We start from the raw sequence: 17,290 nt of genomic DNA on the forward strand, positions 1-17,290 counted from the left end.
CTCGTCGCGCCGACAGGGCTCAAAGCCCCGGGCGTTGGAGAGCATGCCATGGACCGTCTATCCCTTGTTGTAGAACCGGCGCAACAGGAATGTGTACCGACTCGATTTACCAGTGAACAACTGGCCCAGGCCCGGGCCCAGGCCACCAGTTCCGGCGAGCGGATGCTGGACACCCTCGGGGAGTTGAGTGGACTGGCTCCCATGCCTTTCATCCAGTGCCTGGGTGTAACCCTGCACTATCCGGTGCTCGACACCGACAGCCTGTTCAACTCCACCCCGGTGTTCGACCGGGTGACCCTGGCCCAATGCCTCAAGCGCGAATTCATCCTGCTGCGCCATGACGATGCGGTCATCGGTGTGTTCGCCGACCCTTTCGACAGTGCGCGCCTGGCCTGGATCGATGAATGCCTGCACGGCGCGCCGCTGTACCTGGTGCATGCCGACGACCTGAAGGCCTACCTGGCGCGGCACGAAGAAAGTTTCCATGCGGTGGAGTCGCTCAACGCCCAGGCCGAGGCCGGAACCGAAATCGACACCGTGCAAAGCCTGTCCCTGACCAGCATCAGCGAAGACTCCAGCGTGGTGGTCAAACTGGTCAACTCGACCCTGTACGACGCGCTGAAAATGCACGCCAGCGACATCCACCTCGGCACCACCGGCAGCGGCCTGGTGATCAAGTACCGGATCGACGGCGTGCTCAACAACATCAGCAAGATCCAGGGCAGCGAGTTCGCCGAGCAGGTGATTTCCCGGGTCAAGGTCATGGCCGAACTGGACATCGGCGAAAAGCGTGTGCCCCAGGATGGTCGTTTCAAAGTCGGTATCAGCGGCCGGCAGATCGACTTCCGGGTGTCGATCATGCCGAGCATCTTCGGCGAAGACGCGGTACTGCGGGTACTCGACAAACAAGACCTCGCCGACAAGGTCTGTGGCGTGCAACTGCAGGCCCTGGGCTTTGAAGACGAAACCCTGCGCCAGCTGCGCCGGCTGGCCGCCGAACCCTACGGCATGGTGCTGGTGACCGGGCCTACCGGTAGCGGCAAGACCACCACCCTGTACGCGATGATCACCGAGATCAACCATGGCGTGGACAAGATCATCACCATTGAAGACCCGGTGGAATATCAACTGCCGGGCGTGCTGCAAATCCCGGTCAACGAGAAAAAAGGCCTGACGTTCGCCCGGGGCCTGCGCTCGATCCTGCGGCATGACCCGGACAAGATCATGGTCGGTGAAATCCGCGACCCGGACACCGCACAGATCGCCGTGCAATCGGCGCTCACCGGTCACCTGGTGTTCACCACCATTCACGCCAACAACGTGTTCGACGTGATCAGCCGTTTCACCCAGATGGAAATCGACCCCTACAGCCTGGTCTCGGCGCTCAATGCCGTGCTGGCCCAGCGTTTGATCCGCCTGGTCTGTACCAGTTGCAGCGCCCCGTACAGCCCGACAGTCGAAGAGCTGGAGGTCTCGGGGCTCGATCCGCAAAAGGTCGCTCACTTCCAGTTCGTCCACGGCAAGGGCTGCGGGCATTGCCGCGGCACCGGTTATCGCGGGCGTAGCGCGATTGCCGAGCTGCTGCACCTGGACGACGAGCTGCGGCAAATGATCGTCGAGCGCCAACCCATTTCCAGAATCAAGGCCCATGCCTGCAAACATGGCTTGCGTCTGTTGCGCGAGTCGGCGCTGGAACTGGTGGAACAAGGCCGGACCACTCTCGAGGAGATCAATCGTGTCACTTTTATCTCGTGAGCAATTTGTCGCCGTGCTCGGCGCCAGCGGTGTCGGCCTGGGGCAACGGCAGGGCAGTGCAACCCACTGGCTGGGCAGCGTCGGCTACATCGACGAAGGTTTCCAGGCCTGGACGGTGGCCCTCGACACCCTCGACCGTTTGCTGGCCGAACATGCCGTTGCCAGGGCAGAACTGACCGTGGTGATCTCCGGACACTTCAGCCGCTATTGCCTGGTGCCCTGGAGCGAGCAGATCAGCAGCCCGGCCGAATTGCTCGGCTTCGCCCAACTGTGTTTCGAAGACCTCTACGGTGCCCCGGCGCAACCCTGGAGCATGGTGCTGTCGCCCGAACCCGCCGGTTACGACCGTATCGCCACCGCGCTGCCACAGGACTTGCTCGAACGCCTGCGCGCCGTGGTCAGCGCTCGCGGCCTGCGCTTGCGTTCGGTGCAGCCGTACCTGATGGCGGCGTTCAACCATTTCGATAAAAGCCTTGATGCCGGAGACTTCCTGTTCGTGGTCGCCGAACCGGTACGCAGCGTTTTGCTGCTGGCCCGGGAGGGGCGCTGGACCTCGGTGCGCTCGGTGGGCAGCAGCGACAGCGATGCCGCGCTGAGCGCACTGATCGGCCGTGAAAACCAGTTGCAGGCATCCACCAGCGATCGGCCGTTGAATGTCTACCTGCATGCACCGGCGCGCATCGATTCGCCCCCTGACGTGCCCGGTGCGCATCTGCGCACCCTCGAAGAGGACCGGACAGCCGTACGCGATTGCCTGTACGTCATGTCTCGGGCGGTGGCCTGACATGCGCCCCCTGATGCTCGACTTTCAGCCGCGTCGCCGTTGCGGTCCTCTGGGCTGGAGCCTGCTGGCCGGTGGCGTGGTGCTGACACTGACTTGCCTGCTGGTGCAGCAGCACCTGAGCAACGAGGCCGAACAACAGCAAGGCCACCTGCAAACCACACAGCGGGTGCTCACTGGCGATAACGGCAGCAAGGTCAGCCTGACCCCGGCGCAAATCCGCGAGCAGGCACAGAACCTGGCTGAAATGCGCAAGGTCTCGCAGCAGCTGCGCCGCCCCTGGGAACGCTTGTTCGCCACCCTCGAAGCCATGCCGCGGGACAACATTGCCCTGCTGAGCCTGACCCCCGATGCCCGCAAGGGCCAGGTGCGGATCAGCGCCGAGGCGCTGGACCTGGACGCCATGCTCGATTTCCACCGCCGCCTCGAAGCCAGCGGCGAGCTGTCCGACGTGTCGCTGCTGGACCACGAAATTGTCGCCAACGTGCCGGAACACCCGGTGCAGTTCAACCTGTCGGCTACCTGGGAGATCGGCGATGCAAATCCATAAATTGATCGTCCACGAATACCTGCAAGGCCTGGGCGTTCCGGGGCTGGCAGGGCTGGGCATGCTGGTGCTGGCGCTGAGCTATGGCCTGGTCGGGTTGCTGCCGGACTGGGAGTCGCTGCAAAACCTCAACCAGCAGACCCGCGAAGCCACCGAGTACCTGGCCAAGGTCGAAGACGGCACCGTGGCTGCACCGGTTGTGCCGCAGCGCCAGCTCGACGACTTCCGCAGCAAGTTACCGTCCCAGCCTCAGGCCACGGTGGTCATCGACAGGATCTATGCCCTGGCCGCCCAGGAGCGCATCACCTTGTCCCGGGGTGAATACTCCCTGGGCGTGGACCCCAAGACGCACCTGGCCCGTTATCAGATCCTGCTGCCGGTACGGGGCAGCTATCCGCAACTGCGGCGTTTCCTGCACGCCTTGCTTGGCCAGTTGCCGGCGGTGGTACTGGAGGATGTGGAGTTCCAGCGCAAGAACATCGCCGAAACCGACCTGACCGGGCGAATCCGCATGACCCTTTACCTGTCGAGGTCATGATGAATACCAAACGAGTGGTGGGTTGGGTGGTGTTCTTCGGTGTAGCGGCAGCGCTCGCCTGGTTCCCCGAATACTTCAAACAGGCTGACGACAGCGAGCCCGCGGTGGCCACCGTAGCCACGCCAACCAGAGACAAGACCCCTGGCGCATCGGCGGCGGCATCGACTGCCGCTGCGGTGACGCCGATCAAGGATCTGAGCCCGGCCGGCGACCTGTTCGCCGCCCGCAGCTGGAAAGCGGCAGCGGCCCCCGGCACCGGCACCGTCACTGAACAATCGGAAATCGTTAATCCGGTGGTGCAAACCCCCACTGCACCGCCGTTGCCCTTCCAGTTTGTCGGCAGGCTGGATGACCGTTCCGATCTGCAGGTGTTCTTGCAGAACGGCGAAAAAATATACGTCGTGCGCAAAGGGGATGTAATCGACGACACCTGGCGGATCGAGCGGATTTCCGATGAGGAGCTGAGCCTGGTCTACCTGCCTCTGCGTTTAGCGCAGACCTTGCCTGTGGGGAGTACGGAATGAACAAATCCCGTTTGCTGATGAGCCTCTGCCTGTGCGCAGGGTTGGCCGCGTGCAGTTCGGCGCAGGTTGCCAGGGACGAAGCTTCGGCCCTGATGGAGTCGGGTCAGTACGAAGCCGGTCTGGCCCGCATCGAACAGGGATTGCGTGAAAACCCTCGCGATACCGATCTGCACATGGCCCTCAACAGCGGTCGGGCCCGCGCCGTGACGGCGCTGCTGACCCAGGCTGACATGGACCGGGCCCAGCGTAATTTCGCCGGGGCCCGCATGACTTACAGCCGGGTATTGACCATCGAACCGCACAACCGTCGTGCCCAGGATTCCCTGCACCAGCTCGACTACCTGCGCAGCATGGATGAGAAACTCGAACTGGCCCGTGGCGACCTGCGTCGCGGTGACATCTACGGAGCCGACCGCCAGGTCAAACAGATTCTCGAACTGGACCCGAATAACCAAGGTGCCCTGGAGCTGCAAGACAGCATCCGCCTGGTGCAGAGCCGCAATGTGGTGCAGTACCCGCAGTTGCGTACGCGCCTGGACCGGCCGGTGACCCTGGAATTTCGCGATGCCAACCTCAAGACCATTTTCGAAGTGCTGTCCCAGGTCGCCGGCCTGAACTTCATCTTCGACAAGGATCTGCGCCCGGACATGAAAGCCACGATCTTCGTACGCGACGTACGTATCGAAGACGCCGTGGAGCTGCTGCTGCAACAGAATCAGCTGCATCAGAAAGTGGTGAATGAAAACACCCTGCTGATCTACCCGGACTCGCCGCAGAAGCTCAAGGATTATCAGGAGCTGGTGATGCGCACCTTCTACCTGACCAGCATCGATGCCAACACGGCGCTGAACATGATCAAAACCATGCTCAAGACCCGCGACGTGTTCGTTGACGAGCGCCTCAACACTCTGACCATGCGCGATACCGGTGACGCGGTGCGCATGGCGGAAAAACTCCTGCAGTCCCAGGACCAGTCCAACCCGGAAGTGGTGCTGGAAGTGGAAGTGATGGAAGTCGCCCGTCAGCGCATTCTCGACCTTGGCCTGCAATGGCCCAACACCTTCGGTGTGATCAACAGCGACGGCTCGCCAGTGTCCATTCTTGACCAACTCAAGGGCATCGACTCCAGCCGGATTTCCATCTCGCCAGCGCCGCAGGCCAAGATCAATGCCCAGGACAAGGACATCAACACCCTGGCCAGCCCGGTGATTCGGGTGAGTAACCGTGAACAGGCGCGCATCCACATCGGTCAGCGTGTGCCGATCATCAGCGCCACGTCGGTGCCTTCGACCCAGGGCCCGGTGATCACCGAAAGCGTGACCTACCTCGACGTCGGTCTCAAGCTCGAAGTGCAACCGATCGTGCACCTGAACAACGAAGTGGCGATCAAGGTCGCGCTGGAAGTCAGTAACGCCACGCCGCTGGAACCGACCCGCCAGGGCACCATTCCGGTCCAGGTCGATACCCGCAACGCCCAGACCACCTTGCGTCTGCATGACGGCGAAACCCAGATCCTCGCCGGTCTGGTGCGCAACGACCATGGCGCCACCGGCAACAAGATTCCCGGCCTGGGTGACATTCCCGGCCTGGGTCGCCTGTTCGGCAGCAACAAGGATGACGTCAGCAAGTCCGAGCTGGTGCTGTCGATCACCCCGCGGATCGTGCGCAACCTGCCGTACCAGAGCCCGTCGGATATGGAATTCCCGACCGGTACCGAAACCAGCATGCACATCCAGGCACCGGACCGCTCGATGAGCACGACGGTTCAGACGAACCCCATGAGCACACCGATCGCCACCACGGTTACTGTCGGGAAGCCTTGATCATGAACGCCTCGCAACGCGGTTTCAGCCTGATCGAAGTCGTGGTGACGCTGGCCCTGGTGGGCCTGCTGGCCAGCATGGCCGCACCGCTGACCGAGACCGTGGTGCGCCGGGGCAAAGAACAGGAACTGCGGACCGCGCTGTACCAGATCCGCGACGGCATCGACGCCTACAAACGTGCCTTCGACGCCGGCTACATCGAGAAGTCGCTCGACAGCAATGGCTACCCGCCGAACCTGAAAGTGCTGGTCGACGGTGTGCGTGACGTGCGTAGCGCCAAGGGTGCCAAGTTCTATTTCCTGCGGCGCATCCCCCGTGACCCGTTGGCCACCATCAAGCGTGACGACAATGGTGGCTGGGGCCTGCGTTCCTATGACAGTTCCGCTGAGAACCCGCGGGAGGGCCAGGACGTCTTTGACGTTTACTCCAAGGCCCGGGGCAAGGGTCTCAACGGCATCGCCTACCGAGAGTGGTGAGCATATGCGTCGGCAAAAGGGTTTTACCCTCATTGAACTGATGGTGGTCCTGGCAATCATCGCGACCCTGATGACGATTGCCTTGCCACGCTACTTCAACAGTCTGGAGGCCTCGAAAGAGACCACCCTGCACCAGAGCCTGTCGTCCATGCGCGAGGCGCTGGACCACTATTACGGGGACACCGGGCGTTATCCCGACTCCATCGAACAGCTGGTCGAACTGCGCTACCTGCGTAACCAGCCGCTGGACCCGATTGTCGAGCGCAAGGACGCCTGGGTTGTGGTTGCACCACCGGATGGCGTGGCGGGCGGGGTGGCTGACATCAAGAGTGGGGCCAAAGGGAGGGCACGTGATGGCAGCCTTTATTCCGAGTGGTAAGCCATCGGACCAGGATGGCTTCACCTACCTGGGGGTGCTGTTTCTGATCGTCGTGATTGGCATGGGCCTGGCCAGTGCCGGCGAGTTGTGGGCCACCGCCGCGCGCCGGGATCGCGAAAACCAGTTGCTCTGGGTCGGTACGCAGTATGCCCAGGCGCTGCGCAGCTATTACCGAAGTTCGCCCGGTGTGGCGCAGTACCCGAAAGAACTCGCGGACCTGTTGCAGGACGAGCGTTTTCCGTCGGCCAGGCACCATATCCGGCAGTTGTACCCGGAGCCGATGACAGGTGGCGAATGGGAGCTGATTCGCGGTATCGACGGGCGTATCAGCGGTGTGTATTGCCCGTCCACGGAGAAGCCGCTCAAGCAGGTGAACTTTCCCAGCCAGTGGTCGGACTTCAACGGCATGGCCAGCTACAAGGACTGGCAGTTCGTGGCCGAGAAAGCCTCCCTCGAGGAAACCGAGGGGCCGCCGAAAGCACAGTCCACCGAGCCCCAGGCTTTGCAGCCATGAATCGTCGCTGGCTGGCGGCATTTGTGTATGCCGATCTGCCTTCGCTCTGCTCTTCTGTGGGAGCGGGCTTGCTCGCGAAGGCGGCCTGACTGGGTACATATCCGTTTTTTGGGTTACGGCGACTTAGGGTTTCGCCCTTACGGCGACTCACTTTTTTTACAAGCGCCTAAAAAAAGTAAGCAAAAAAACGCTCGCCCCGAACGTCCGGCCCCTCGCCAAGGCTCGGGGTTCCTTCGCTCCGGCATTCATCCGGGGGCATTGCCCTCCGGTCGGCTGCGCTCGACCTACATGCAATGAGTTCGACTGCGTCGAACGGCGCTGCGCGCCCATCCCCGGATGAACACCTCCGCTCAGCCTGCCGAGGGGGCGGGTGGATCAAGATCAAGAGCGGCAGGCGAGCTAACGCTCGGCCTGTTGAATGGTGAAGAGCGTGGGCGTACGCCGATCTGCTTTTGCTCTGCTCTTCTGTAGGAGCGAGCGTGCTCGCGATGGGCGTCAACGATAACGCGGGCGGCCTGAATCCCCGCGTTGTCCTGGCGTTTTTCGCGAGCAAGCTCGCTCCTACAGGGAAACGCGTTCAATTGCGATCAGGCCGGCCAGTAGGCCGCCTCGCTTTGGCTTTTGATCTGCTTGCCCCCTCGAGAGGCCGAGCGCGGCGGGCCCACGGAGCAGGACCGGAGCGAGGGAATGCCGAGCCTTGGCGAGGCACCGAACGTCAGGGGCAAGAACCCTTGGTTACTTGGGGCTTTTCCAAGTAACCCGCCGTCAGGGCGGAACCCTAAGCCGCCGTTGCCGCATAAACGGATATGTACACCGGTAAAAGACACGTCACCCAACATCCCGCCATCGCGAGCAGGCTCGCTCCCACAGGGATCTTCAGTGGCCACAAGTATCGAGTAAAAACCGGGAACCCGATTGTGGGAGCGAGCCTGCTCGCGATAGCGGCCTAGCATCAACGAAAATTTTCAGGCTCACACCCGTCATGTGGCGAGGGAGCTTGCTCCCGTTCGGCTGCGCAGCAGTCGTAAAGCCGGAGCGTTTACAGTGACTTTGATCTTTGATCTTGGCGGCTTTCGGGCCGACCAGGCTTTTGTGGGTGAATGCGATCCCCTGTGGGAGCTAGCCTGCTCGCGAAGGCGGGCTGACTGAGTACATATCCATTATTTGGGTAGCGACGGCTGGCGGTTTCGCCCTTACGGCGACTCACTTTTTTTACAAGCGCCTAAAAAAAGTAAGCAAAAAAACGCTCGCCCCGAACGTCCGGCCCCTCGCCAGGGCTCGGGGTTCCTTCGCTCCGGCATTCATCCGGGGGCATTGCTCTACGGTTTGCTTCGCTGCACCTCCCTGCAATGTGTGCGGCTTCGCCGCACGGCGCTGCGCGCCATTCCCCGGATGAACACCTCCACTCAGCCTGCCGAGGGGGCGGGTGGATCAAGAGCTGCAGGCGAGCTAACGCTCGGCCTGTTGAGTGGTGAGGAGCGTGGGGGGACGCCGATCTGCCTTTGCTCTGCTCTTCTGTAGGAGCGAGCTTGCTCGCGATGGACGTCAACGATAACGCGGGCTGTCTGAATGCCCGCGGTGTCCTGGCGTTTTTCGCGAGCAAGCTCGCTCCTACAGGGAAACGCGTTCAATTGCGATCAGGCCGGCCAGTAGGCCGCCTCGCTTTTGCTTTTGCTTTTGCTTTTGCTTTGGCTTTGGCTTTTGATCTGCTTGCCCCCTCGAGAGGCCGAGCGCAGGTTCTGCGCAGTGGGCAACCCGGCATGGATGCCGGGTTAGCCGCGTACGGCCAGGGATGGCCGATCGCGGCGGGCCCACGGAGCAGGACCGGAGCGAGGGAATGCCGAGCCTTGGCGAGGCACCGAACGTCAGGGGCAAGAGCCCTTGGTTACTTGGGGCCGGGCGGCGCTCCGCTTTTCCAAGTAACCCGCCGTAAGGGCGGAACCCTAAGTAGCCGTGACCGCAGAAACGGATATGTACACAACAAAACGTCGCCCAACACTCCGCCATCGCGAGCAGGCTACTCGCGAAGGCGGCTTGGCATCTAACGAAAATCTTCAAGCTCCCTCACCACTGAGGTTGGGGATGTCTGTACGATCTTCAGACGTTTTCCAGCATCTCGATCAACTGCTCCGGCCACACCGTTTCGCGGGTCTCCCGTAGCTCTGCCACCGACCACCATTTATGGTCCGCCATCACCCGAACCTCGTGAGCCGTCCACCCCTCACGGGACAGGCGTTCACTGTCGGTATGAACCACGAAATAGCGCTCAACGGACAACACCGTTTCACCGCTCGGCAGCATCATTGGAAAACTGCGATCGGCAATGCTCGAACCTATGGTGTCGACGTGGAGGCCCGTTTCTTCAAACAGTTCACGGACCGCCGCAGCCTCAAAGGATTCACCCTGCTCGAGCCCACCACCGGGTGTCGCCCAGTGGCTTTTGCCGGCGAGGGCATCGTTTGTGTGCTGGAAGTGAAACAGCAGAACCTGTTGCGAGGGATTGATCACCAGCAGTCTGGCGGACTTGCGTTGGCGCATTTTTTTCTTTCCATAGAGTGCCGCGAACCGCAGCTTTCACTGCGGTTCGCGACGGTAAAACTCAGGTTGACGCTCTCACACCGATATCGTTACGCCACCACCCGATAACACGGCACATACGCCGCGCCGCCCGGCAGTTTCATGCGGTGCTGGGCGACGAAGGCCTTGAGCAGCAGGTCCAGCGGCTGCATGATCGCCGCGTCGCCACGGATCTGGTACGGCCCGTGTTCTTCGATCAGACGGATGCCCTTGTCCTTGACGTTGCCGGCGACGATGCCGGAGAACGCGCGGCGCAGGTTGGCCGCCAGTTCATGGGATGGCTGGTCGAGGCTGAGTTTCAGGTTGGCCATGTTTTCGTGGGTCGGGTCGAACGGGCGCTGGAAGCCCTCGTCGATTTTCAGCAGCCAGTTGAAGTGGAACGCATCGTTGCGCTCGCGACGGAATTGCTTGACCGCTTTGAGGCCCTGGGTCATTTGCCGCGCCACTTCGGCCGGGTTATCGATGATGATCTGGTAGTGCTGCTTGGCGGCGTCACCCAGGGTGGCGCCGACGAACGCGTCCAGTTGTTCCAGGTACGGCGCGGCATGTTTCGGCCCGGTGAGGATGACCGGGAAGGGCAGGCCTTCGTTGCCCGGGTGCATCAGGATGCCGAGCAGGTACAGGAACTCTTCGGCCGTCCCGGCGCCGCCCGGGAAGATGATGATGCCGTGGCCGACGCGGACAAAGGCTTCCAGGCGTTTTTCGATATCCGGCAGGATCACCAGTTCGTTGACGATCGGGTTCGGCGCTTCGGCGGCGATGATTCCGGGTTCGGTCAGGCCCAGGTAGCGGCCGCCGTGGATGCGTTGCTTGGCGTGGGCGATGGTCGCGCCTTTCATTGGGCCTTTCATCACGCCGGGGCCGCAACCGGTGCAGATGTCCAGGCTGCGCAGGCCCAGTTCGTGGCCGACTTTCTTGGTGTATTTGTATTCTTCGGTGTTGATCGAGTGCCCGCCCCAGCACACCACGATCTTCGGCTCGACGCCGGGGCGCAGGGTGCGGGCGTTGCGCAGCAGGTGGAAGACGTAATCGCTGATGCCCTGGGAATTGCTCAGGTCGATGCGTTGGCTGTCGAGTTCGTTTTCGGTGTAGACGATGTCACGCAGGGCGCTGAACAGCATTTCCCGGGTGCTGGCGATCATTTCGCCGTCAACGAAGGCGTCGGCCGGGGCGTTCAGCAGTTCCAGGCGTACGCCGCGGTCCTGTTGGTGAATGCGGATTTCAAAATCTTTATAGGCTTCAAGAATGGTCTTGGCGTTGTCGACATGGGCGCCGGTATTGAGGATGGCCAGGGCGCACTGGCGGAAGAGGGTGTAGGTGCTGCCGGAACCGGCTTCGCTCAACTGCTGGACTTCCCGTTGCGAGAGCGTTTCCAGGCTGCCTTTGGGGCTGACGGAGGCGTTGATAACTTGGCGTTGGGTCATTCATTGATCCTTAAAACGATGTCATTCACACAGCAACCACGAATGGCATCCGAATAATGTGTATTCATGAAAGAAGATGGCACGAACTGCACGGTCTCGCCATGTCCCCCGCTTGACGATGAAAAGATGAAAAGGAGCCCCAGCATAGCTAAATCCCTCGCAGAGGCGATAATGGCCCGCAGTCTTTTTACTTCAGACCCCTTTTTACCATTGAAGCTCAGGAAACCCGACGCAATGTTCGAAATCCAGCCGATGAACGCCGATACCTACCGGCAACAGACGCGGCGCAGCACGATCATCATTGCCCTGATCTTTCTGGCGCTGGCGATGGGCCTGTCCACGGTGGCGGTGGCTCTGTTCGGAGTGCCAGGGGGTGACAATCTGCGCTTCAACGTCGGTGGCGTGTTTGTCGCGGTGCTGGCGATGGCGGCGCTGATGCGCAAAGTGTTCTGGCACCAGGAATGGATGGCGCCGGCGGTCTACGCTTGGCAGCTCAAGCGCAGCCTGATGAGCATCACCAATGTCATGCATCATGTAACGGCGGCCGTGGAGAAGGGTGATCCGGTTGCCATGAAGCTGTTGCGTTTCTACCATCTGGGGCTGGACCAGATGCATCAACTGGACGGCAACTCCAGTGACCACAGCCAGTTGATCCGCGAAATGGACCGGCACAAGGAGCGGATGCAGGCGCTGGGCATCGATACCGGGCAGACGCGCCTGGATCCGGCGTGGCTGGAGGCGGTAAAGCCAGCGTCGCGCTAACATCATCGCGAGCCTGGACCAGGCATAGTGAGCAAAAGAGGCGATCAGGAAGATTCGCCCTGTCACAGACAATCAGGGAGCACCATGGGACATCCGTCGATCAACGATAATATTGAAATGCTCCGGCCAGCGGTGCCCCGGCTCAAGGTCCGCTCGGCGGTGATCCTGCTGCTCGCTGTGTGCCTGTCGATGGTGGTTATCGTGATCTGGGAAGCCTGGAGCTCACGCCAGTACCGTCTGCATGACAAGGAAGTGGTGATGTCCAACCTTGCGCAGACCCTGGCTTCGCAAGCGCAGGCAACAATCAAGCAGGCCGACACGCTGCTGTTCACTCTGGTCGACCGTCTGGAGCACGACGGTATGGATCAGTCCCGGCTGCCGCAATTGCTCAACGCCCAACGCAGTGAGTTGAGCCAGCTCCACGGCCTGTTCGTTTTCGACGAAAAAGGGCAGTGGATCGCCAATTCCAATGGCGTCGGCCAAACCGGCGTCAATAACTCCGACCGCGAATATTTCATCTTCCATCGCGACAACCCCAGCCGCGGGCCCCACATCGGACCGTCGATCAAGAGCCGTTCGAGCGGTGAATGGATCGTGACGGTTTCGCGCCGGGTCAATCATCCCGATGGCAGCTTTGCCGGCGTGGCACTGGCGTCGATTTACCTCAGCCATTTCCTGCAACTCTACGACAGCATCGACATGGGCAGTAACGGCGTGATCAACCTGATCGCCGACAATGCCAGCATTGTCATTCGCAGACCCTTCAAGGAGACGGATATCGGTACCAGCCTTGCCAAAAGCCCGTTGTTCACCCGGTTGTTGCCCAAGGGCGACTCGGGCACGGCCACGATCACTTCGATCGTCGACGGTGTCGAGCGGGTGACGGGGTACCACCGGGTCGAGGGTTACCCGTTAATCGTTTTTACCGCGTTGAACAAGGATGAAGTGCTGGCCGGTTGGCGCCGGGAAACCCTGCTCAGCGTCTGCATCGTCACGTTGTTGCTGAGTGTTCTCGGGGTACTGGGGTTTCGGCTCATCAAGTTGATGAAGCAGCAGAATCTGGTACAGGTCGAGTTGCTGGACACCCAGGACAAGCTCCTGGAGGTCAATCGCAACCTCGAAGGCCTGGCCCTCAAGGATGCGCTGACGGGGCTGGCCAACCGGCGTCAGCTCGATGCGTTCATCGATGCCGAAATGGGGCGTGCCCGGCGCAGCCAGACCGGATTAGCGCTGCTGATGATTGATGTCGATCATTTCAAACCGTTCAATGACCGCTACGGCCATCTGGCCGGTGATGAGTGTTTGCGCAAGGTCGGTGCGATCATCACGGACAACATCAATCACCCCGTTGACCTGGCCGCCCGTTATGGTGGCGAAGAGTTTGCCGTGGTGCTGCCCGGAACCGACTACGTGGGGGCATTTCTGATGGCGGAGAAAATCCGTCGCGCGGTGCTACAGGCCGAATTTGCCCACAGCGACAGCCCGGAAGGCAGCGTGACGGTCAGTGTCGGTGTGTGTGCCAGCAATGCCACTTCCCAGGTTCGCCCCGAAGACCTGATCGGTGCGGCAGACAAGGCGCTGTACGTGGCCAAGGCCAGCGGGCGCAACATGAGCGTGATCGCCAACTGAACGTCAGGCGTCAGGCAAACCGGTCCGTTCCCTGAACCAGCCGGGTAGCCAGGTTGGGCTTTTCAAGCTGCTCCAGCCACCAGCCCAGGGCGCGACCGTCATGGTCGCCACGCCAACCGGCGTACAGGATGTTCGGTTCGCGCGGGTCGGCCATCGGCTTTTCAACCAGCATGCCGTTTTTCAGCAGCGAGCCAACCCGGTGTCGCGGCAGCCAACCTACCCCCAGCGCATTGCACTGGGCGAGGATCTTTGCGCGCATGGTCGGCACGGCCAGCACCGGTTGCCCCCCGGTGACGCCGTAGGTGCTGCCCTCGGTGGCTCTGGAGGAATCGGCCACCACAATCGCCCGGTGCTGCGCGACCATGGCCCGGGTAATCGGGCCTTTGGCCTTGGCCAGCGGGTGTTTGGGCGACACCGCAAACACCCACTCCATTTCCCCCAGTTGCATCCAGCGCAAGGACGGGATCGCCGGAGGCTCGTTGGTGGCGCCGATGATCAGGTCCGCGCGGCCTTCGCGCAGGGCTTCCCAGACCCCTTTGAGCACTTCCTGGGTGATGCGCAGCGGTACGCCCGATTGCAGCGCATCGAATTGGTCGATCACCGGGATCAGGGTTTCGAACTCCAGCAGTTCGTCGGTCACGATCCACAAGCGACTCTCCCAGCCGTTGGCGACTTGCCGGACCCGCTGGGTCAGGCGCGAGACGTCCTGCATCAGCCGCGCCGCTTCGTTGACCAGCAACTCACCCGCCGGGGTCAGTTGCAAACGGTAGCGGCGGCGGTCGAACAGCAATGCATCGAAACGCTCCTCCAGCTGCCGAGCCGCATAGGACACGGTCGACGGCGCCTTGCCCAGGTGGGCCGCCGCCCGCGACAGACTGCCGGTTTTGCGGATGGCCTCGAGCAGTGCCAGGTCTTCGGTCGACAGCATGTGTTCAGTCCTTGGCGGGTGGTTGAAGTTTCAGGCGGCCCATTGCCGGATCAATCGAAGATAGACCAGCACGTTGATCGCCAGCACCACGGCGCCCAGGCCCAACTGAATGCCGGGTGTCAGGCCGGCGGGATAGATGACCGGCCAGAGGTAATGCTCGATGAATCCACCACCATAGCCGGATTGCCCGGCCCCGTGGCGCAGACGGTTTTCCCAGTCGGTCAGCGGGCAGGGCAAGTGGAAGAATTCCACCGCCATGCCCCACAGCGCTGCAGGCGGATGCCACCAGATCAGGTGGCGCCATTTGAGCACCAGCAACCCGCCGAACAACATAAACACAATGAACAACAGGTGAAACAGCATCAGCCCATCGGCTGCGATTCGGTACAGCATATCGGTGCCCCTGAAGGCTGAACGAATCGCTCCATGGTACTCGGACCGGTGTCGGGCGCTCTAGCGATTGTCGCGACCCAATGCGCTGAGCACGCCTTTCATACGTTCGGTCATCGATTCACTGCTGCGTTGCATCGGCGCACGCAGTTCGTCACCGATCAAGCCTTGCAGGGCCAGCGCGGTTTTCACCGGGGCCGGGTTGGGCTCCAGGAACAGGCTGTTGATCAACGGCAGCAAACGGAAAAACGTGGCGCGGCCGTCCGCCAACCGGTTGTCGCGGATCTGCCGGTGCAACTGCACGAACAGTTCGGGATGAACATGCGCCGACGCGGCAATCGCGCCTTTGGCGCCCAGGCACAGGGCATTGAAGATCTGGTTGTCCTCACCGCACAGCACGTCGACTTGGCCGCTATCGAGCAAGGCCAGGGTGTTGGAAAAATTACCGCCGCAATCCTTGATGGCGACGATGCGCTCGTGGGCGACGATGTTCAGCAGGGTCGCCTGTTCGAAGGCCACGCCGGTACGGTAGGGGATGTCGTAGAGGATCAGCGGAACGCTGGAGGCATCGGCGACCGTGCGGAAAAACGCTTCCAGGCCAGCCTGGGAAGGGCGGATGTAATACGGCGCCGGTACCAGCAGGCCAGCCACCGGGCGCTTGAGAATCTCGCTCTGGAACTGCAACAACTCGGTCAGGTTGTTACCCGCCAGACCCATGACCACCTGCTGTGCCGGCACAAGTTCGAGCACCGCATCGAGCACCGCCAGTTGCTCATGTTTGTCCATGGCGGCCGGTTCGCCGGTGGTGCCGCAAACGATGAGGCCGTCGACGCCTTTTTCCAGCAGATGGCTGACCAGCCGGCGCAAGCCGACGAAATCGATGGCGCCGTTGTGGAATGGTGTGACCAGTGGAACCCAGATACCTTGAAACGCAGACATGCACTTTCTCCTGATGGTTGACCGATTTCGTCACCGTCAGGAGCGTAGAAGGAGAGTAAGCAAGGGGAGGGTGGTCCGTCGCGCTCAATGTCCTGTCAGCTCATCTGACGGGACAGCGCGCCCCGGTCACATGAGCGACTGTTTCTTCGATTTGAGGGCGTGCGCAACGCAACCTTGCGCCTTGGCAATCAAGCCAAAGACAGAAAAGTTGAAGTTGAAGGTTGCGGACATGCTTGCTTACACCCTGAGTGAGGCGCCCAGTTTTAAAAGCCGGCGCGCTGTTTGTCAATCACGAAAATCAGCGAACTCGGCGCGCATCCGACCCTCGTGCTTGGCCTTGTAGAGCAATTGATCGACCTGGTCGACGAACTCCAGCGCCGTGGCATGGATCGAAACGGCGGTGGTGCCGACGCCCAGGCTGACGCTCAGCAGGTTCGACACGTTCGAGAATTCATGGGGGATCTGCTGCTGGCGAATCAGGTGCAGGCATTTGTGCGCCACCAGCCTGGCGGATTCGGCATCGCTTTCCGGGAGTAACCAGACGAACTCTTCGCCGCCGATCCGGGCGATGAAGTCCCGTGGCCGGTTCGCCGCCAGGGACAGGGTTTGCGCGACGCGGCGCAGGCATTCGTCGCCCTTGATGTGGCCGTAATGGTCGTTGTACTGCTTGAAGTAATCGATATCCAGCACGATCACCGACAACGGCGAGCCCGTGCGCTGGGCATTGCTCCACTCGCGTTCCAGCACAGTGTCGAACATGCGCCGGTTGGCGATGCCGGTCAGGCCGTCCTGGAAGGAATACTCTTCGAGCTGCTTTTGCAGGCGGCTCAGGTGTTCTTCGGTTTTCTTGCGCTCGCTGATATCGAACATGAAACCCACCAGCGCTTCGACTTCGCCGTCCTTGCGCACCACGTGCACCACATCGCGAATCCACACGTACTCGCCGCTGTCGGTCAGCGCCCGATAGTCAGCCTCGTGATCGAGACCGGCGCGCGATTGCGAGACGCAGAAGTCCATCACGTAGTTGCGATCATCAGGGTGCATGCGTTCGACCCAGTCGTTGACCGTGGTCCAGCTGTCCTGCTTCCAGCCCAGCAGCTCCTCGATCTGCGGCCCGATATAGCTGAAAGTCATGGTTTTCCAGTCGATGCGCCAGGGAATCGCCCGGGTTGACTCAAGCAGGGTTTTATAAACGTCGCTGTCGGTTTCGACTGAACTCATGAAGGGACTGCCTCGATGAAAATGCAGCGCCATCATGTTGTTGTCACTTTGGCGAATCAAGCGGGCAGCCGATGAATGGCACG

General features: G+C 61.4%; 17 protein-coding genes. 11 read left to right on the plus strand and 6 right to left on the minus strand.

Annotated features, from left to right (window positions below; all coding sequences use genetic code 11):
- Positions 1 to 48 precede the first annotated feature (48 nt).
- The 9 genes from AC06G5_RS11060 to AC06G5_RS11100 are packed head-to-tail and all read left to right on the plus strand — an operon-like array spanning position 49 to position 7,337.
- The gene (locus AC06G5_RS11060; protein WP_413428307.1) at positions 49 to 1,755 is read left to right on the plus strand and encodes a GspE/PulE family protein; all 1,707 of its coding nucleotides are present in this window, start codon (positions 49 to 51) and stop codon (positions 1,753 to 1,755) included.
- Positions 1,736 to 2,539, plus strand: coding sequence for a hypothetical protein (locus AC06G5_RS11065; RefSeq protein ID WP_413428306.1), 804 nt, complete (start codon positions 1,736 to 1,738; stop codon positions 2,537 to 2,539). Before AC06G5_RS11060 ends, AC06G5_RS11065 begins: the two co-directional genes overlap by 20 nt.
- A 1-nt stretch (position 2,540) precedes the next feature.
- On the plus strand, positions 2,541 to 3,086 hold the full coding sequence (locus AC06G5_RS11070; RefSeq protein WP_413705174.1) for a PilN domain-containing protein: 546 nt from the start codon (positions 2,541 to 2,543) through the stop codon (positions 3,084 to 3,086).
- Positions 3,073 to 3,621, plus strand: coding sequence for a GspMb/PilO family protein (locus AC06G5_RS11075; protein ID WP_413428304.1), 549 nt, complete (start codon positions 3,073 to 3,075; stop codon positions 3,619 to 3,621). Before AC06G5_RS11070 ends, AC06G5_RS11075 begins: the two co-directional genes overlap by 14 nt.
- Positions 3,621 to 4,145, plus strand: coding sequence for a hypothetical protein (locus AC06G5_RS11080; RefSeq protein WP_413428303.1), 525 nt, complete (start codon positions 3,621 to 3,623; stop codon positions 4,143 to 4,145). Before AC06G5_RS11075 ends, AC06G5_RS11080 begins: the two co-directional genes overlap by 1 nt.
- A complete protein-coding gene (locus tag AC06G5_RS11085; protein ID WP_413428302.1) occupies positions 4,142 to 5,968 on the plus strand; it encodes a secretin N-terminal domain-containing protein in 1,827 nt (608 codons plus the stop codon). The genes AC06G5_RS11080 and AC06G5_RS11085 overlap by 4 nt, the downstream gene beginning before the upstream one ends.
- A 2-nt stretch (positions 5,969 to 5,970) precedes the next feature.
- Entirely contained in the window at positions 5,971 to 6,444 is a 474-nt protein-coding gene (locus AC06G5_RS11090; RefSeq protein ID WP_413428301.1) for a type II secretion system protein, read from the plus strand.
- A 4-nt stretch (positions 6,445 to 6,448) separates the two neighbouring features.
- Complete coding sequence (locus tag AC06G5_RS11095; RefSeq protein ID WP_057397270.1) at positions 6,449 to 6,823, plus strand: type II secretion system protein; 375 nt, start codon at positions 6,449 to 6,451, stop codon at positions 6,821 to 6,823.
- Complete coding sequence (locus AC06G5_RS11100) at positions 6,798 to 7,337, plus strand: type II secretion system protein (protein WP_413428300.1); 540 nt, start codon at positions 6,798 to 6,800, stop codon at positions 7,335 to 7,337. Before AC06G5_RS11095 ends, AC06G5_RS11100 begins: the two co-directional genes overlap by 26 nt.
- A gap of 2,097 nt (positions 7,338 to 9,434) precedes the next feature.
- Here the strand turns inward: AC06G5_RS11100 and AC06G5_RS11105 are convergent.
- Positions 9,435 to 9,875, minus strand: coding sequence for an NUDIX hydrolase (locus AC06G5_RS11105; RefSeq protein WP_413705173.1), 441 nt, complete (start codon positions 9,873 to 9,875; stop codon positions 9,435 to 9,437).
- Between the two features lie 89 nt (positions 9,876 to 9,964).
- Positions 9,965 to 11,338 (minus strand): nucleotide 5'-monophosphate nucleosidase PpnN, encoded by a 1,374-nt coding sequence (gene ppnN / locus AC06G5_RS11110; RefSeq protein ID WP_413428298.1) that lies wholly within the window; start codon positions 11,336 to 11,338, stop codon positions 9,965 to 9,967.
- Positions 11,339 to 11,572: 234 nt separating this feature from the next.
- On the opposite strand from ppnN, the gene AC06G5_RS11115 reads away from it, so the two are divergent.
- Together AC06G5_RS11115 and AC06G5_RS11120 are read left to right on the plus strand one after the other, a co-directional pair.
- Positions 11,573 to 12,100 (plus strand): DUF3087 domain-containing protein, encoded by a 528-nt coding sequence (locus tag AC06G5_RS11115; RefSeq protein ID WP_413428297.1) that lies wholly within the window; start codon positions 11,573 to 11,575, stop codon positions 12,098 to 12,100.
- An 84-nt stretch (positions 12,101 to 12,184) separates the two neighbouring features.
- Positions 12,185 to 13,729, plus strand: coding sequence for a sensor domain-containing diguanylate cyclase (locus AC06G5_RS11120; protein WP_413705172.1), 1,545 nt, complete (start codon positions 12,185 to 12,187; stop codon positions 13,727 to 13,729).
- A gap of 10 nt (positions 13,730 to 13,739) precedes the next feature.
- Here the strand turns inward: AC06G5_RS11120 and AC06G5_RS11125 are convergent, their stop codons facing one another.
- The 4 genes from AC06G5_RS11125 to AC06G5_RS11140 all read right to left on the minus strand — a co-directional run bounded on the left by AC06G5_RS11125 (position 13,740) and on the right by AC06G5_RS11140 (position 17,207).
- Positions 13,740 to 14,657, minus strand: coding sequence for a LysR family transcriptional regulator (locus AC06G5_RS11125; RefSeq protein ID WP_413705171.1), 918 nt, complete (start codon positions 14,655 to 14,657; stop codon positions 13,740 to 13,742).
- A 30-nt stretch (positions 14,658 to 14,687) separates the two neighbouring features.
- The gene (locus AC06G5_RS11130) at positions 14,688 to 15,050 is read right to left on the minus strand and encodes a DUF2784 domain-containing protein (protein ID WP_413705170.1); all 363 of its coding nucleotides are present in this window, start codon (positions 15,048 to 15,050) and stop codon (positions 14,688 to 14,690) included.
- A 60-nt stretch (positions 15,051 to 15,110) separates the two neighbouring features.
- Entirely contained in the window at positions 15,111 to 15,986 is an 876-nt protein-coding gene (gene dapA / locus AC06G5_RS11135; RefSeq protein WP_413705169.1) for a 4-hydroxy-tetrahydrodipicolinate synthase, read from the minus strand.
- Between the two features lie 285 nt (positions 15,987 to 16,271).
- Positions 16,272 to 17,207 (minus strand): GGDEF domain-containing protein, encoded by a 936-nt coding sequence (locus AC06G5_RS11140; RefSeq protein WP_413705168.1) that lies wholly within the window; start codon positions 17,205 to 17,207, stop codon positions 16,272 to 16,274.
- Between the last annotated feature and the right edge of the window lie 83 nt (positions 17,208 to 17,290).

It is taken from the genome of Pseudomonas sp. WT-JTC (genome assembly GCF_056711565.1).

Coding starts and splice junctions, on each gene's coding strand:
- AC06G5_RS11105 (WP_413705173.1), bottom strand. CDS start 9,875: ATGCGCCAACGCAAGTCCGCCAGACTGCTGGTGATCAATCCCTCGCAA.
- AC06G5_RS11090 (WP_413428301.1), top strand. CDS start 5,971: ATGAACGCCTCGCAACGCGGTTTCAGCCTGATCGAAGTCGTGGTGACG.
- AC06G5_RS11080 (WP_413428303.1), top strand. CDS start 3,621: ATGAATACCAAACGAGTGGTGGGTTGGGTGGTGTTCTTCGGTGTAGCG.
- dapA (WP_413705169.1), bottom strand. CDS start 15,986: ATGTCTGCGTTTCAAGGTATCTGGGTTCCACTGGTCACACCATTCCAC.
- AC06G5_RS11125 (WP_413705171.1), bottom strand. CDS start 14,657: ATGCTGTCGACCGAAGACCTGGCACTGCTCGAGGCCATCCGCAAAACC.
- AC06G5_RS11070 (WP_413705174.1), top strand. CDS start 2,541: ATGCGCCCCCTGATGCTCGACTTTCAGCCGCGTCGCCGTTGCGGTCCT.
- AC06G5_RS11100 (WP_413428300.1), top strand. CDS start 6,798: ATGGCAGCCTTTATTCCGAGTGGTAAGCCATCGGACCAGGATGGCTTC.
- AC06G5_RS11075 (WP_413428304.1), top strand. CDS start 3,073: ATGCAAATCCATAAATTGATCGTCCACGAATACCTGCAAGGCCTGGGC.
- ppnN (WP_413428298.1), bottom strand. CDS start 11,338: ATGACCCAACGCCAAGTTATCAACGCCTCCGTCAGCCCCAAAGGCAGC.
- AC06G5_RS11095 (WP_057397270.1), top strand. CDS start 6,449: ATGCGTCGGCAAAAGGGTTTTACCCTCATTGAACTGATGGTGGTCCTG.
- AC06G5_RS11085 (WP_413428302.1), top strand. CDS start 4,142: ATGAACAAATCCCGTTTGCTGATGAGCCTCTGCCTGTGCGCAGGGTTG.
- AC06G5_RS11140 (WP_413705168.1), bottom strand. CDS start 17,207: ATGAGTTCAGTCGAAACCGACAGCGACGTTTATAAAACCCTGCTTGAG.
- AC06G5_RS11130 (WP_413705170.1), bottom strand. CDS start 15,050: ATGCTGTACCGAATCGCAGCCGATGGGCTGATGCTGTTTCACCTGTTG.
- AC06G5_RS11115 (WP_413428297.1), top strand. CDS start 11,573: ATGTTCGAAATCCAGCCGATGAACGCCGATACCTACCGGCAACAGACG.
- AC06G5_RS11060 (WP_413428307.1), top strand. CDS start 49: ATGGACCGTCTATCCCTTGTTGTAGAACCGGCGCAACAGGAATGTGTA.
- AC06G5_RS11120 (WP_413705172.1), top strand. CDS start 12,185: ATGGGACATCCGTCGATCAACGATAATATTGAAATGCTCCGGCCAGCG.